This window comes from Cupriavidus sp. SW-Y-13 (assembly GCF_009793345.1).
Classification (GTDB): Bacteria; Pseudomonadota; Gammaproteobacteria; order Burkholderiales; family Burkholderiaceae; genus Cupriavidus.
The window spans coordinates 1,675,997-1,691,529 of sequence record NZ_WHLX01000002.1 but is presented as its reverse complement, the minus strand read 5'-3'; the positions used below and the strand labels follow the sequence as shown (position 1 = coordinate 1,691,529).

At 61.5% G+C, this 15,533-nt stretch carries 8 protein-coding genes, 2 tRNA genes and 2 rRNA genes; 10 read left to right on the top strand and 2 right to left on the bottom strand.

The window, feature by feature from the left end; translation table 11 throughout:
- The first annotated feature begins 109 nt into the window (after positions 1 to 109).
- The 6 genes from GA566_RS23100 (at position 110) to GA566_RS23075 (ending at position 7,860) form a co-directional block, all read left to right on the top strand.
- The gene (locus GA566_RS23100) at positions 110 to 916 is read left to right on the top strand and encodes an IclR family transcriptional regulator (protein WP_137926358.1); all 807 of its coding nucleotides are present in this window, start codon (positions 110 to 112) and stop codon (positions 914 to 916) included.
- A gap of 78 nt (positions 917 to 994) precedes the next feature.
- Entirely contained in the window at positions 995 to 3,139 is a 2,145-nt protein-coding gene (locus tag GA566_RS23095; RefSeq protein WP_137926342.1) for an acetate--CoA ligase family protein, read from the top strand.
- Positions 3,140 to 3,166: 27 nt separating this feature from the next.
- Positions 3,167 to 4,162 (top strand): tripartite tricarboxylate transporter substrate binding protein, encoded by a 996-nt coding sequence (locus GA566_RS23090; protein ID WP_160474130.1) that lies wholly within the window; start codon positions 3,167 to 3,169, stop codon positions 4,160 to 4,162.
- Positions 4,163 to 4,192: 30 nt separating this feature from the next.
- Positions 4,193 to 5,524: a DUF1254 domain-containing protein gene (locus tag GA566_RS23085; RefSeq protein ID WP_160474129.1), complete on the top strand. Its 1,332-nt coding sequence runs from the start codon at positions 4,193 to 4,195 to the stop codon at positions 5,522 to 5,524.
- Positions 5,525 to 5,569: 45 nt separating this feature from the next.
- On the top strand, positions 5,570 to 6,886 hold the full coding sequence (locus GA566_RS23080; RefSeq protein WP_160474128.1) for a DUF1254 domain-containing protein: 1,317 nt from the start codon (positions 5,570 to 5,572) through the stop codon (positions 6,884 to 6,886).
- Positions 6,883 to 7,860 carry a tripartite tricarboxylate transporter substrate binding protein gene (locus tag GA566_RS23075; RefSeq protein ID WP_137926346.1) on the top strand — a complete coding sequence of 326 codons (978 nt, stop codon included), beginning with the start codon at positions 6,883 to 6,885 and terminating at the stop codon, positions 7,858 to 7,860. Before GA566_RS23080 ends, GA566_RS23075 begins: the two co-directional genes overlap by 4 nt.
- Before the next feature lie 17 nt (positions 7,861 to 7,877).
- On the opposite strand, the gene GA566_RS23070 is transcribed toward GA566_RS23075, so the two are convergent.
- Positions 7,878 to 8,297 (bottom strand): hypothetical protein, encoded by a 420-nt coding sequence (locus tag GA566_RS23070; protein WP_160474127.1) that lies wholly within the window; start codon positions 8,295 to 8,297, stop codon positions 7,878 to 7,880.
- A 112-nt stretch (positions 8,298 to 8,409) separates the two neighbouring features.
- Positions 8,410 to 9,993, bottom strand: a complete 1,584-nt coding sequence (locus GA566_RS23065; RefSeq protein ID WP_160474126.1) for a 3'-5' exonuclease family protein — start codon at positions 9,991 to 9,993, stop codon at positions 8,410 to 8,412.
- Between the two features lie 521 nt (positions 9,994 to 10,514).
- On the opposite strand from GA566_RS23065, the gene GA566_RS23060 reads away from it, so the two are divergent.
- The 4 genes from GA566_RS23060 (at position 10,515) to GA566_RS23045 (ending at position 15,438) form a co-directional block, all read left to right on the top strand.
- Positions 10,515 to 12,046, top strand: a 16S ribosomal RNA gene (locus GA566_RS23060).
- Between the two features lie 64 nt (positions 12,047 to 12,110).
- Positions 12,111 to 12,187 (top strand) — tRNA-Ile (locus GA566_RS23055).
- An 8-nt stretch (positions 12,188 to 12,195) separates the two neighbouring features.
- Positions 12,196 to 12,271 (top strand) — tRNA-Ala (locus GA566_RS23050).
- Between the two features lie 289 nt (positions 12,272 to 12,560).
- A 23S ribosomal RNA gene (locus GA566_RS23045) occupies positions 12,561 to 15,438 on the top strand.
- The 16S and 23S rRNA genes sit together here with 2 tRNA genes alongside, the layout of an rRNA operon.
- Positions 15,439 to 15,533: the final 95 nt, after the last annotated feature.

The window sequence follows — 15,533 nt, the reverse complement described above, 5'->3', positions numbered from 1 at the left end:
CGTCAAGTCGGGGTTTACGATCTGTATTTCCAATATATGGAAATTCGTTCCGCTTTTTGACACACAATGATCGGGCCGACCACACTGGGAAACAGGAGACGACATGCCGATGAACAAGCCCGTCGAACAATTCATTGCCGAGCGCCGCCTCGAGGACCCCTCGTTTGGCGGACTGCTGGCCAAGGGCTTCGCGCTGCTGCGCTGCTTTATCGACGACCCACGACCGCTCGGCAACGGCGAACTGTCGCAGCGGCTGCAACTGCCCCGCGCCACGGTATCGCGTATCTGCCGCACATTGTTCGAGTTGGGCTATCTCGACTGGGACCCCAAGCTCGACAAGTATTTTGTCGGCGCGCAAGTGCTGGCGCTGGGCTATCCCTACCTGGCCGGGCTGCAGGTACGGCATCTGGCCCGGCCCCTGATGCAGGCGCTGGCCAACGAGGTGGAGGGCGCCGTGTCGATGGGCGTGGCCCACCGGCTCGACGTGACGTATCTGGAATCCTGCACGCATCACGAAGGCACCTCGGCCCGGCCAGCCGTGGGCGCGGTGCGCAGCGTGATGACCACGGCGATGGGGCGCGCGTTCCTCTGCACGCAATCGAAACGTGAATTCGAAACGCTGATGGAAGCCGCCCGCGTGGAGCGGCCGGATGAATACGCGGCCTGCTACGACACCGTGTGCCACAACGTGGCGCACTACCCGAAACGCGGCTTCGCGCTGAACGAGGGCGATGCCGGCGAGGGTATCCACGGCGTGGGCGTGTATTCGCGCATCGTCTATCTGAACCGGCCGCTGCTGTTCAACTGCGCCATGCCGGGGCTGCGCGTCCGTCGAGGTTCGATGGAGAAGCGCGTGGCGCCACTGCTGCGCGAGATGGTGCGGTCGATCGAGATCATGGCTGGCGTGGGACGCTAGCCGCCGGGCGCGGGACCGGAATTCCCGCACGAACGAATGCTGGCGGCATGTACCGCAGGCATCGAGGATGGAGACAACATGCAGGATTTGCAGCCGTTGCTGTGCCCACGGTCGATCGCGATCGTCGGTGCTTCGACCTCTCCCGATAAAGTTGGCGGTGTCCCCGTGCGACTGCTCGCCGAACTCGGCTACGCGGGCCGTGTCTTCCCCGTGAATCCCGGTGCCGACTCCGTGCAGGGCCTGCGGGCCTATCCGGATATTGCCTCCATCGGCGAGCCCGTGGACTTGGCCATCGTCGCCGTGCCGGCCTCCGGAGCGCCCGAGGTGATGGCGCAACTGGGTGGCGCCGGTACGCGTGCCGCCATCGTCTTCACTTCCGGGTTTGCCGAAGTGGAGGGCGGCGATGCGCTCCAGCACGCGCTGGCCTCGCAGGCACAGGCCCACGGCGTGCAACTGCTCGGCCCCAACTGCCTCGGCGCGATGAATCTGCGCGAGCGCATGTTCGGCACGTTCTCGCCCATTCCGCTGACTGGCGTGCCGCCCGTGGGTGAGGTGGGACTGGTCAGCCAGAGCGGCGCCTTCGGTGCGTATGCGTTTGCGCTGGCGCGCGAGGCCAAGCTTGGCTTGAGCCACTGGGTGACCACGGGCAACGAGGCCGGCCTGCAAGTGGCCGATGTCATCGAATGGCTCGCGCACGATCCGCAGACACGCGTGATTTTGGCCTATATGGAAGGGGCGCGCGATGGCGTGCGGCTGCGTCGCGCACTGGCTGCCGCACGCGACGCGGGCAAGCCTGTGGTCATCGCCAAGGTCGGCACCACGGCGGCCGGTGCCAGCGCCGCGCAATCGCATACCGCCAGCCTGGCCGGCGAGGATGCCGTCTACCAGGCGGTGTTCGACGAGTACGGCGTGCATCGGGCGCATACGCTCGAAGCGTTTTTCCGGCTCGGGTACACGCTCGCGCGCGGCAGCCGGCCTCGCCAGTGGGCCTCCCGCTCGGGCCTGCCCGCCGATGCCGTGGCGCCGGTCGCCATTGTCACGGTGTCGGGCGGCGTGGGCATCATGATGGCCGACAGCGCCGAAACACAGGGCCTGCCGCTCCCGGCCATGCCCGCCGCCGCTGCGCAGGCATTGCGCAAGGCAATTCCATTCGCAAGCACCACCAACCCCATCGACGTCACGGGTCAGGTGGTGGCGCAGCCGCAAGTGTTCGTCGACGCGCTCGCCAACGTGGCGCGCTGCGGCGAATACGGTAGCGTGGCCGCATTCCTGGCCGGCGGTGCCAACGCGCCGCGCCTGTGGACGGCGCTGCAGGACACCATCACCGGACTGGCCGCCGACCCCAGCGCCGCGCCGCTGCTGATCTCTGGCGTGATGGACGACGAGAAACGCGAATGGCTGGAGGCACGCGGTTGCCTGGTCTTCCGCGAACCCGCACACACGATGGAAGCCGTGGCGGCGCTGGCCCGCGCGGCTGCCATGGAAGCGACGGCATCGGACGCTGGCAGGACGGCGCAGTCCACCACATCGAAGCTGTCCATGCCGGTTCCCGATGGCGTGGCCGCACTCTCCGAAGCCGAGGCCATGACATGGCTGGCCGAGGCTGGCGTGCCCGTGGCGCCGCACGGTCTGGCACACGATCCCGACGAAGCGGTGCGCGTCGCGCAATCGATCGGCTTCCCGGTGGCGGTCAAGCTCTGCTCGCGCCATGTGCTGCACAAGAGCGATATCGGCGGCGTGGTACTGGGCTTGCAGGATGCCGATGCGGTACGCGCGGCGTTTGCGCGCGTGCGGGATGCGGCAGGGACCGTACAGGGCGCCGATGGCAAGCCGGTGCCGTTCGAAGGTGCCATCGTGGCGCGCATGGTGCGCGGCTGGGGCGAGATCATGGTGGGCGTGCGGCGCGATCCGGTCTTCGGACTCGTGGCGCTCGCGGGTATTGGCGGCACGGCCGTGGAGATTTTTCGGCAGATGGCGTTCGGCCTCGCACCGCTGTCGCGGCAACGTGCACGGGCCATGCTCGAACAGAGCCGCGCGGCAGCGTTGTGTACCGGGCATCGCGGTCATCCATCGCTCGATCTGGATGCGGTGGCCGATGTGCTCGTCAACGTATCGCGCGTGGCGGATGCGATTGGCGAGCGGCTCGACACACTCGAAATCAATCCGTTCATCGTCAGCCGCGACGGCCTTGTCGCTGCCGATGCAGTCATCACGCTGCGCTGAGCGTCATTACAAGAGGAGACATCACCCATGCGACACACCATTCGCAGGACGCTGCGCGGGCTGGCCTTCATGACGATTGCGGCACTGGCGACGGGCTTCATGTCAGGACCCGCCACGGCGGCCGACAACTATCCGGACAAACCGATCCGGCTCGTGGTGCCATTCCCGGCAGGCGGGGGTACGGATGTGGTGGGGCGACTGCTGGCCGCACGACTGTCGACGTACCTCAAGGCCACGGTTATCGTCGAAAACGTGGCCGGCGCTACGGGCACCATCGGCAGCGCACAGGTGGCACGCGCGGCGCCGGACGGCTATACGCTGCTGCTCGGCATCTCGGGCACGCACGCCATCGCCCCGTCGATCTATCCAAAGCTGCCGTACGAACCGCTGCGCGACTTCGTGGCGATTGGACGCATCGCGTACGGCGGCAACGTGCTCGTCGCGAATCCAGCCTACCCGGCGCGCGATATCAAGGCGCTGGTCGCGCTGGCGAAGCAGCCCGGTGCTGACGTGACCTACGGCTCGTGGGGACCGGGTTCGGGCGGCCATCTGGCTGGCGAGAGCCTGAACGTGGCGGCCGGCATCCACCTTCGCCATGTGCCGTATAAGGGTGTGGCGCCGATGTTGAACGACCTGATGGGCGGCACGCTGCAGATCGCCATGGCAGACCTGACCGCCGCGCTGCCGCAGATTCGCGCCGGCAAGATCCGCGCGCTGGCCGTCTCCGGCGCCGAGCGGTCGGAGGCGCTGCCCGATGTGCCCACGTTCGCCGAATCGGGCATTCCGTTCAAGCTCGATAGCTGGTTCGCGCTGTTCGCCCCGGCGCGCACGCCGACACCCATCGTCGACAAGCTGGATCAGGCGATGCAGCACTCCATGCAGGACCCCGCGCTGCAGGCGCAGATCGCCAGCTTCGGCATGCGCTACGCGCCGATCAGCCGCACGCAGTTCACGACGCAGATCCGCGAGGACACCCGCACCTGGGCCACGCTCGTGAAATCCAGCGGCGCCGCACTCGAATAACGCATCGAACAGAAAACAGGAGACACAGACATGAACCATCCCGCATCGCCCGAGGCGCTTGCCTCCCGCGCGATTTCCGCACCGGTCTACGCCAGCCCGCAAGAGGCGTTCGTGGCCGCCGCCGCATTGCCGCTGGTGATCTACGGCTATCCGCTGATCGAGACGCTGCGTACCTGCCAGTTGCAGACGTCGGTGGATGCTCCCACGGGTTATGGCCGCGCGCCGATGAACATGCTCTCGGCCAGCACGCGGCAGTGGACGCACGAAGACCGCGATATCGTCACGCCGGCCAACGACCTGCTGTACTTCTGCGGCTGGCTCAACCTGGCCGATGGCCCGGTGACGCTGCGCGTGCCCGCTCTGCCCGATGCCGACCGCTTCTACGTGGTGGAACTGCTCGACGCGCATACCAACAACTTCGCCAATCTCGGCGCGCGCAACGTGCCCGCCGAAGGCGCAGATGTGGAGATCGTCGGTCCCGGTTGGCAGGCCAGTTCGGCCAATGCCGTGGCTTCGCCTACTTCGTTGGTCTGGGTGCTGGGGCGCGTGCTGGTCACGGGCGCCGAGGATCTGCCGCGCGCCTACGCCTTCGAACAGGGCTTTCAGGTTGTGCAAAGCGCCGGCCCGGCGCGTCCGCTCAGCGTCACGCAGTGGCAGGACACCGGCGATGCCGCCATGGACTTTTTCCAGAACCTGTTCCGCGCGCAGCGAGATTTTCCGCCCACTGCCGAAGAGCAGGGCGTCTTCACGCTGCTGCGCAAGGTAGGCATCCGGATCGAGGACGAGCCAGAGATTGCGTCGATGCGCGCATCGGTTGTCGCGGGCCTGCGCAGTGCTTACGCGCAGGGTATGGCGTTGATCGAGGCCCATACGCGCAGCCAGGGCCAGAAGGCGTGGGGCTACAGCCTGAAGCTCGGTATATACGGCGATGATTGGCTGCTGCGCGCCTGCACGGCGATGAAGGGACTGGGAGCGTTGCGCGCCGACGAGGCCGTCTACGCGATGTCGGATTTCGATGCCAACGGCGAGCGCCTGCATGGATCGCACAGCTACGCGCTGCGCTTCGATGCCGGCCGGCTGCCGCCCGCCGAGGCGTTCTGGTCAGTCTCGCTCTATGGCGAGGATCGCTACTTCACCGCCAATGAAGCCGGCCGCTATGCCGTGGGCGACCGCACGCCGGGCCTGCGCTGGGAAGCCGATGGCGCGCTGGTCATCGATATCTCGCACAAGCGTCCTGCTGACGATGCGAACTGGCTGCCGGCGCCGGCAGGCAGCTTCTACCTGATCCTGCGCCTGTATCACCCGACTACGGGATTCATGACGGGGCAGTACGCGATTCCCGCCGTGCAGCGGGTCGCCTGAGCGGCGGCATCCTATCCATACAAGAACAGATCGGAGACAACCTTCATGCCGCAGAGCTACACCGAATTGCAGCAACTGGCGCGCGATGCCGTGATCCACACGCTGCCCCTGTACGAAATGGCGCGCATGCGCGCGGCCACCTGCCCGCGCCGTGACCGCGCCGGGCACTTTGCCGGCGATGGTCCGGATTCCACGCTGCGCTGGGTGAACCACCTGATCCATACGCGTGAACTGCTCGGCCCGCAGCATCGCCAGGTGGTCACACCAAACAACGACACGCTATACACCAACGCGTGGCTCGACCTCTCGCGCGAGCCGGTGGTGATCGACGTCCCCGACTTCAATGGCCGCTACTACGTGCTCGGCCTGCTCGACGCCTACACCAATCCGTTCGGCTATATCGGCAGCCGCACCACAGGCACGCAAGCAGGCAAGTTCCTGCTGCATGGACCGGCCTGGCATGGCGCGGTGCCGGAAGGCATGCACGCCGTGGCATGCGCGACCAATGCCGTGTGGATGATCGGCCGGCTGCTCGTCGATGGCGAGGCAGACCTGCCGGCGGTGCACGCCTTGCAGGACGCCATCGCGCTGAACCGGATCGACGGTTCGCCTGCCGCGTTCCCGTTCGATGTCTCTATGCAGCCGCGCGAGCACCTTGGCGATGCGCGCCGGTTCGCGGAGATCGTCAACTGGATGCTGGCCGACAATGCGCCGTCGGTGGCCGAAGCCAGGCTGATGCGACGCTTTGCCGAGGTCGGCATCGGCGCAGGCTTGACGGCTACTGCAACACAGCTCGACATACTCGCTGGCGCGCTCACGGATGTGCTCAAGGATCTGGCCGAGCCGCAGGCATCGGACATGGGCGGCGGCTGGGCGATGTCGGTGGACGTGCGCGAATCGTACGGCACAAACTACCTGCAACGTGCGCTGGTGGCACGCAACTACATCGGCGCACTGGGCGTGCAGGAAGCGATGTACATCATCGCCGACCGCGATGGCGATAACGCCCCGCTCGATGGCCGCCATGCCTACCGGCTCGACTTCGCCCTCGACAATCTGCCCGAGGTCGGCGCCTTCTGGTCGCTGACCATGTACGACAAAGGTGACTGCATGCTCGTGCCGAACGAGATCGCGCGCTACTCGCTGGGCGACCGTTCGCCCTCGCTCGCACGTGGCCCGGACGGTAGCCTGACCCTGCATCTTTCCGCGCAGCCGCCGAGCGATGCGGCACAGCAAGGCAACTGGCTTCCCGCGCCGGCTGGCCCGTTCTACGTGGCACTGCGCCTTTACGTTCCGCAGCCTTCGCACCTCGACAGGACGTATCGATACCCGGCCATCGCGCGGGTCAGGGAGGCATCATGAATCCGACCAACCTCGTGCGCCGCCGACTGGTGGGCGCGATGATGCTGGCCGGCATCGTTCCCTCCGCATTCGCCAATACGTGGCCCACCAAGCCGGTGCGACTGGTCTCGCCCTATGGCCCAGGCGGGTCGAACGATACATCGGCACGAGTGCTGGCCGAGGCATTGAGCCGCAAGTACGGCCAGCAGGTAGTGGTGGAGAACAAGCCGGGCGCCGGCACGCGTGTAGCGAGCGAATCCGTGGCGCACGCCGCGCCCGACGGCTACACGCTGCTCTGGGCCGCCGCGCCGTTCGCCATCAATACCGGGGCCGGACTGTCGCAGCGCTTCGACATCCACAAGGATTTCGTGGCTGTGGGCCCGCGTGTGCTCGGCCCGGTCTTCCTGATCGTCAACGCGAACTCGCCCATCAAGACCGTTGGCGATTTCGTGAAGATGGCGCAGCAGAAGCCCGAGGGCGTGACATTCGCCTCGCCGGGCATCGGCTCGGGGCCGCACCTGACGGCGGAGTTGTTCGCGTCGCAATCGAAGTTCAAGGCGCTCAATGTCCACTACCGGGGTGATGCCACTGCCTACACGGAATTGCTGGCCGGGCGCGTGGACGCGACGCTGACCGCGATCACCACGGCGCTGCCATTCATCCAGGCCGGCAAGCTGCGCGTGATCGCCGTCGCAGCCGATGCGCGCACACCGGTTTATCCGGACGCGCCGACTTTTGCAGAACAGGGCGTGCCTGGCGTGATCGGCTATGGATGGTTTGGCATCGTGGCCCCGGCGGGGACACCGCCCGCCATCGTCCAGCAGATCAACCGCGACGCGAGTCAGGCGCTTGAAGATGCGCAGATCCGTCAGAAACTGTTGTCGCTGGGATTGCAGCCCGCGCCGGGCAGCAGCGCGGAGTTGTCTGGTTTCATCGATGCCGAAGTGAAGAAATGGGGCGCGCTGGTGCGGGCGCGCGGCATCGTGCTGGAGTAGCGATGTCCGATCGGTGATCAGCCAGTGCTGGCCGGCTTACGCGCCAGCCTGGCGCATTGCCCAATCAGACTCTGGGTGCAGCAGGCATCGCCGCTCCACTCGCCCCGGCTGACGTGTCCGTCGGGGCCGGCGATGAGCTTGCGCTGGCACTGACCGAAGCGCTGCGGCGGCTCCAATCCGGCATCGCGCGGGCCATATCCGGGGGCATGTGCCAGGGGCACTTCATCGTTCCATATATAAGCGGTACCGCCGGAGACGTTCTGTACAGACTTCGGCGGCCCCCATTGGGCCTTGGCCTGATCGATGGGCGCGCCTTTCCAGGAATCGAAGATGCGCGACATGGTGCCGCCTTCGATATTGGCGCACGCGGCGGCCAGCGCGATCGCGGCCGGGGCGAGCAGGAGGCGACAGGCTGTATGGCGGGACAACGCAGGCATGGCGACTCCATCTTGGGCGGCAGACCCATTTGTCGGAGACTAGACGACTTCCTGCCGGGCTGACAGCGGCAGGTCGCATGATTATGCGCGCTACCGCACCAATTCGTGGGCCTTACTCAAACAGGGACAAGGTATCCGCGGCTCGGTCCCTCGGCTGGCTCCGGGCAGTCAGGCGCGGCCGGCCCGCAGCATCCCGTCTGGTTGGCAGGGGCGTGGGAGCGGTCAGCATGAAGCCTCGCGCCGATACAAGCGGGACGGCCCGAGCCAACAGATCCGACAGATAGGGCAAGAGGATCTGGTAGGTATCGATATCGAAGCGGGCCGGCGGCTCGGTCAATTGCGCCGCTTCCTCCAGCGTGTTGGCCATGCCGAGGTAGCACCAGTCCTCGATGACATGCCAAGGCTGGTGATCCGCCTCGCGCCAGGCGACCGGGCCGTCAAACGGCCATCGCCGTAACGCCTGCGACTCGATGACGGCGAGCGTCCGCCTGCCATGCGCCGGCCCGGACTCTTCGCCGGTGCAGGCACCGTTGCAACGGTGCAGTTGCCGCGCAAAGCAAGGATTGCCCCGCCGCGCAGCCGGCTCCAACAGCAACGTCACCTGACAAAGGCGGTGCTCGTTTGCCAGGGCTCCCAGCCAGGCGCGCGCCGCAGTGCGGCTGGTGAACGCGCCATGGAGTGCCGCGTGACGGCTGAAATCGGTCAGGCGATTGGAGCGCAGGCGCGGCGCAGGCATGCCCTCCATCATCTCCCAGGCGAACAACTCGTCGTAGTGACGGAGTTGCTGGTTATATAGAGGGCGAAGCGACTTGACGAGGTGCGCCTCCAATAGCAGCGCACCGGCCTCGCACCCAGTCTCGCGCCAATCCACCCGGCGCACCTGACGAGACAACTGCATGTCCTTGCCGTTGGTGTGATCACCAGAGAAGTGCGCGCGAATGCGCTGGCGCAGATGAATGCTCTTGCCGACGTAGAGCGGCGCGTCATCGTCGCCATGAAACATATATACGCCGGGACGGTCGGGAACATCATCCAGCGATGTCTCGGTCAGGCCAGACGGCAGGCTCGCATGCTTTACCAATGATTTGACCGCCGCTTCGACAAGATCCACGGAATAAATACCATGGATCTTTTGCCAGAACTGCCAAAGCAGTTCCGCATCGGCCAGTGCACGGTGGCGCCCCTTCGGTGCCAGGTCAAACCGGGCGATCAGCGCATCGAGCCCGTGGCGCTCCACCGAGGGGAACAAGGAGCGGGACAGGCGCAGGGTGCACAGCACATCCGCCCGGAACGTCAGGCCGGCGCGCCGGAACTCGGTCTTCAGGAATCCGTAGTCGAACCGCGCGTTATGGGCAATGAACAGCTTTCCCTGCAGGCGCTCGATCAGTCCTTCTGCAATTGAGCCGAAGGTCGGCTGGCCACGCACCATCTCTTCTGTGATGCCAGTCATCCCCTGGATGAATGGCGGGATGCTGGCTTCGGGGTCCAGGAGGATGTCCCATTCCTGAATACCGTCCGGCCCCACTTCGACCACGCCGATTTCTGTAATCCGGTCACGCTGGGCATCGGCACCGGTCGTTTCCAGATCGACAAATACAATAGGACGCGCCAGCGCGGCAGCCAGTGCATGCGCATCGAGCGCCCCCGCCTGGCGAGTTTCCAGGCGTTCAGGCAGGCAGGTAAGATCCGACGTCATCCGGCGATTCTAGCGGATCGGAAAATTCTTTTACGTAACCCCTTGCGCAATCCTCCTGGCTGGCCTAATATTCGCCCCCTCGCAACACAAACCGCGCTGCAAACGCAGGGCAGGCAAGGGTTGCGGGGCAGCAGTGGCGGGGGTTGCGGGGTTTTACAGCGCTGGCCGGCAGAGAAAAAAATCTTCTGCAAACTGTTGACGAAACGATGAATGTTCTGCATAATCTCGTTTCTCTGCTGCAGCGAAAGCGACGCAGCAGACGCAGTAAGAAATGCAGTACCCGGCGACAGCAAAGCTGTTCGTCAATGTTCTTTAACAACCAAACAACCGATAAGTGTGGGCGCTTGATGGCGAACGCCGCTGAGGACTTCGGGTTCTTAGTGTTGCTTCAAAAGTATCAAGTGCTCGCACAGTAAAACATGTTCGATTGTTCTTCGGAGCAGTCGAGTCAGTTTTCTGAGAGTGAGCGACCGCTCGAAAGAGCGAGACCTGTAGGGAAACCGAAGGGTCACACAGAGATTGAACTGAAGAGTTTGATCCTGGCTCAGATTGAACGCTGGCGGCATGCCTTACACATGCAAGTCGAACGGCAGCACGGACTTCGGTCTGGTGGCGAGTGGCGAACGGGTGAGTAATACATCGGAACGTACCCTGTTGTGGGGGATAACTAGTCGAAAGATTAGCTAATACCGCATACGACCTGAGGGTGAAAGTGGGGGACCGTAAGGCCTCACGCAGCAGGAGCGGCCGATGTCTGATTAGCTAGTTGGTGGGGTAAAGGCCCACCAAGGCGACGATCAGTAGCTGGTCTGAGAGGACGATCAGCCACACTGGGACTGAGACACGGCCCAGACTCCTACGGGAGGCAGCAGTGGGGAATTTTGGACAATGGGGGCAACCCTGATCCAGCAATGCCGCGTGTGTGAAGAAGGCCTTCGGGTTGTAAAGCACTTTTGTCCGGAAAGAAATCGCTTCGGTTAATACCTGGGGTGGATGACGGTACCGGAAGAATAAGCACCGGCTAACTACGTGCCAGCAGCCGCGGTAATACGTAGGGTGCGAGCGTTAATCGGAATTACTGGGCGTAAAGCGTGCGCAGGCGGTTTTGTAAGACAGGCGTGAAATCCCCGAGCTCAACTTGGGAATTGCGCTTGTGACTGCAAGGCTAGAGTATGTCAGAGGGGGGTAGAATTCCACGTGTAGCAGTGAAATGCGTAGAGATGTGGAGGAATACCGATGGCGAAGGCAGCCCCCTGGGACGTCACTGACGCTCATGCACGAAAGCGTGGGGAGCAAACAGGATTAGATACCCTGGTAGTCCACGCCCTAAACGATGTCAACTAGTTGTTGGGGATTCATTTCTTCAGTAACGTAGCTAACGCGTGAAGTTGACCGCCTGGGGAGTACGGTCGCAAGATTAAAACTCAAAGGAATTGACGGGGACCCGCACAAGCGGTGGATGATGTGGATTAATTCGATGCAACGCGAAAAACCTTACCTACCCTTGACATGCCACTAACGAAGCAGAGATGCATCAGGTGCCCGAAAGGGAAAGTGGACACAGGTGCTGCATGGCTGTCGTCAGCTCGTGTCGTGAGATGTTGGGTTAAGTCCCGCAACGAGCGCAACCCTTATCTTTAGTTGCTACGCAAGGGCACTCTAGAGAGACTGCCGGTGACAAACCGGAGGAAGGTGGGGATGACGTCAAGTCCTCATGGCCCTTATGGGTAGGGCTTCACACGTCATACAATGGTGCGTACAGAGGGTTGCCAACCCGCGAGGGGGAGCTAATCCCAGAAAACGCATCGTAGTCCGGATCGTAGTCTGCAACTCGACTACGTGAAGCTGGAATCGCTAGTAATCGCGGATCAGCATGCCGCGGTGAATACGTTCCCGGGTCTTGTACACACCGCCCGTCACACCATGGGAGTGGGTTTTGCCAGAAGTAGTTAGCCTAACCGCAAGGAGGGCGATTACCACGGCAGGGTTCATGACTGGGGTGAAGTCGTAACAAGGTAGCCGTATCGGAAGGTGCGGCTGGATCACCTCCTTTCCAGAGGCTTGTGTTCACAAGTCAAGCGTTCACACTTATCGGTTTGTTTGAGTGTTACAGCCAAGGGTCTGTAGCTCAGGTGGTTAGAGCACCGTCTTGATAAGGCGGGGGTCGTAGGTTCAAGTCCTACCAGACCCACCAAGTTATCCGGGGGATTAGCTCAGCTGGGAGAGCACCTGCTTTGCAAGCAGGGGGTCGTCGGTTCGATCCCGTCATCCTCCACCACTTACCTTGGGGTAGTTGTCAAAGACCAGGATTCAGAGGTTCTGAATTTTAGTCTTTGGCTATTGCTATCAGTTTCGCACGAAGTGCGAGCTGGCTGTTCTTTAACAATATGGGATGTAGTAAAGGTGTCGTGAAGCGTTGATGAGACGCTGCAGTACAAAACACGATACCGGGTTGTGATTGTATCAACCAAAATGTATTTAAGTGATCGAAAGATGACTTGGAATACGGCACAAACGCGAGAACTCAGACCTATAGCGGTGTCTTGAATGAGACACACTCGTTATAGGGTCAAGCGAACAAGTGCATGTGGTGGATGCCTTGGCGATTACAGGCGATGAAGGACGCGGTAGCCTGCGAAAAGCTTCGGGGAGCTGGCAAACAAGCTTTGATCCGGAGATGTCCGAATGGGGAAACCCGGCCCTTATGGGTCATCCCTGACTGAATACATAGGTCAGGGAAGCGAACGCGGCGAACTGAAACATCTAAGTAGCTGCAGGAACAGAAATCAACCGAGATTCCCAGAGTAGTGGCGAACGAAATGGGAAGAGCCTTGTACTCTTTAGCAGCGTTGTTAGCAGAACGGGATGGAAAGCCCGGCCATAGCAGGTGATAGCCCTGTATGCGAAAACAGCATTGTGGAACTAGGTGTACGACAAGTAGGGCGGGACACGTGAAATCCTGTCTGAAGATGGGGGACCATCCTCCAAGGCTAAATACTCGTAATCGACCGATAGTGAACCAGTACCGTGAGGGAAAGGCGAAAAGAACCCCGGGAGGGGAGTGAAATAGATCCTGAAACCGCATGCATACAAACAGTCGGAGCCTGGAAACGGGTGACGGCGTACCTTTTGTATAATGGGTCAGCGACTTACATTCAGTGGCAAGCTTAACCGGTTAGGGAAGGCGTAGCGAAAGCGAGTCCGAATAGGGCGTTGAGTCGCTGGGTGTAGACCCGAAACCAGATGATCTATCCATGGCCAGGTTGAAGGTGCGGTAACACGTACTGGAGGACCGAACCCACTAACGTTGAAAAGTTAGGGGATGAGCTGTGGATAGGGGTGAAAGGCTAAACAAATCTGGAAATAGCTGGTTCTCTCCGAAAACTATTTAGGTAGTGCCTCGTGTGTCACCTTCGGGGTAGAGCACTGTCATGGTTGGGGGTCTATTGCTGATTACCCCGCCATAGCAAACTCCGAATACCGAAGAGTGCAATCACGGGAGACAGACATCGGGTGCTAACGTCCGGTGTCAAGAGGGAAACAACCCAGACCGCCAGCTAAGGTCCCCAAGATTGGCTAAGTGGGAAACGAAGTGGGAAGGCTAAAACAGTCAGGAGGTTGGCTTAGAAGCAGCCACCCTTTAAAGAAAGCGTAATAGCTCACTGATCGAGTCGTCCTGCGCGGAAGATGTAACGGGGCTAAGCCAGTCACCGAAGCTGCGGACGCACATTTATGTGCGTGGTAGGAGAGCGTTCTGTAAGCCTGTGAAGGTGTCTTGTAAAGGATGCTGGAGGTATCAGAAGTGCGAATGCTGACATGAGTAGCGATAAAGGGGGTGAAAGGCCCCCTCGCCGTAAGCCCAAGGTTTCCTACGCAACGTTCATCGGCGTAGGGTGAGTCGGCCCCTAAGGCGAGGCAGAGATGCGTAGCTGATGGGAAGCAGGTTAATATTCCTGCACCGTCGTATGATGCGATGGGGGGACGGATCGCGGAAGGTTGTCCGGGTGTTGGAAGTCCCGGTCCCTGCATTGGAGAAGGCGCTTTGGCAAATCCGGGCGCGGGATTCAAGGATGTGGGGCGAGCGGCTTTATGCTGCGAAGCAATCGGAAGTGGTTCCAAGAAAAGCCTCTAAGCTTCAGTCATACGAGACCGTACCGCAAACCGACACAGGTGGGCGAGATGAGTATTCTAAGGCGCTTGAGAGAACTCGGGAGAAGGAACTCGGCAAATTGGTACCGTAACTTCGGGATAAGGTACGCCCTGGTAGCTTGACTGGCCTGCGCCAGAAGGGTGAAGGGGTTGCAATAAAATGGTGGCTGCGACTGTTTAATAAAAACACAGCACTCTGCAAACACGAAAGTGGACGTATAGGGTGTGACGCCTGCCCGGTGCCGGAAGATTAAATGATGGGGTGCAAGCTCTTGATTGAAGTCCCGGTAAACGGCGGCCGTAACTATAACGGTCCTAAGGTAGCGAAATTCCTTGTCGGGTAAGTTCCGACCTGCACGAATGGCGTAACGATGGCCACACTGTCTCCTCCCGAGACTCAGCGAAGTTGAAGTGTTTGTGATGATGCAATCTCCCCGCGGCTAGACGGAAAGACCCCATGAACCTTTACTGTAGCTTTGCATTGGACTTTGAACCGATCTGTGTAGGATAGGTGGGAGGCTTTGAAGCGTGGACGCTAGTTCACGTGGAGCCGTCCTTGAAATACCACCCTGGTTTGTTTGAGGTTCTAACCTTGACCCGTGAATCCGGGTCGGGGACAGTGCATGGTAGGCAGTTTGACTGGGGCGGTCTCCTCCCAAAGTGTAACGGAGGAGTTCGAAGGTACGCTTGGTACGGTCGGACATCGTACCTAAAGTGCAATGGCAAAAGCGTGCTTAACTGCGAGACCGACAAGTCGAGCAGGTGCGAAAGCAGGACATAGTGATCCGGTGGTTCTGAATGGAAGGGCCATCGCTCAACGGATAAAAGGTACTCTGGGGATAACAGGCTGATACCGCCCAAGAGTTCATATCGACGGCGGTGTTTGGCACCTCGATGTCGGCTCATCTCATCCTGGGGCTGTAGCCGGTCCCAAGGGTATGGCTGTTCGCCATTTAAAGAGGTACGTGAGCTGGGTTTAAAACGTCGTGAGACAGTTTGGTCCCTATCTGCCGTGGGCGTTGGAATCTTGACGGGGGCTGCTCCTAGTACGAGAGGACCGGAGTGGACGTACCGCTGGTGTACCTGTTGTCTCGCCAGAGGCATCGCAGGGTAGCTATGTACGGAAGAGATAACCGCTGAAAGCATCTAAGCGGGAAACTCGCCTGAAGATGAGGATTCCCTGGAGGCTTGACCTCCTTGAAGGGTCGTTCGAGACCAGGACGTTGATAGGCTGGGTGTGGAAGCGCAGTAATGCGTTAAGCTAACCAGTACTAATTGCCCGTAAGGCTTGATCCTATAACCAGTGTGTTTTACCTGGTGTCTGTGATCCGCCTTGTGCCCAAGGTCGACACAACACAACCCAACCTTTACTACACCCAATTCGCCCGCGT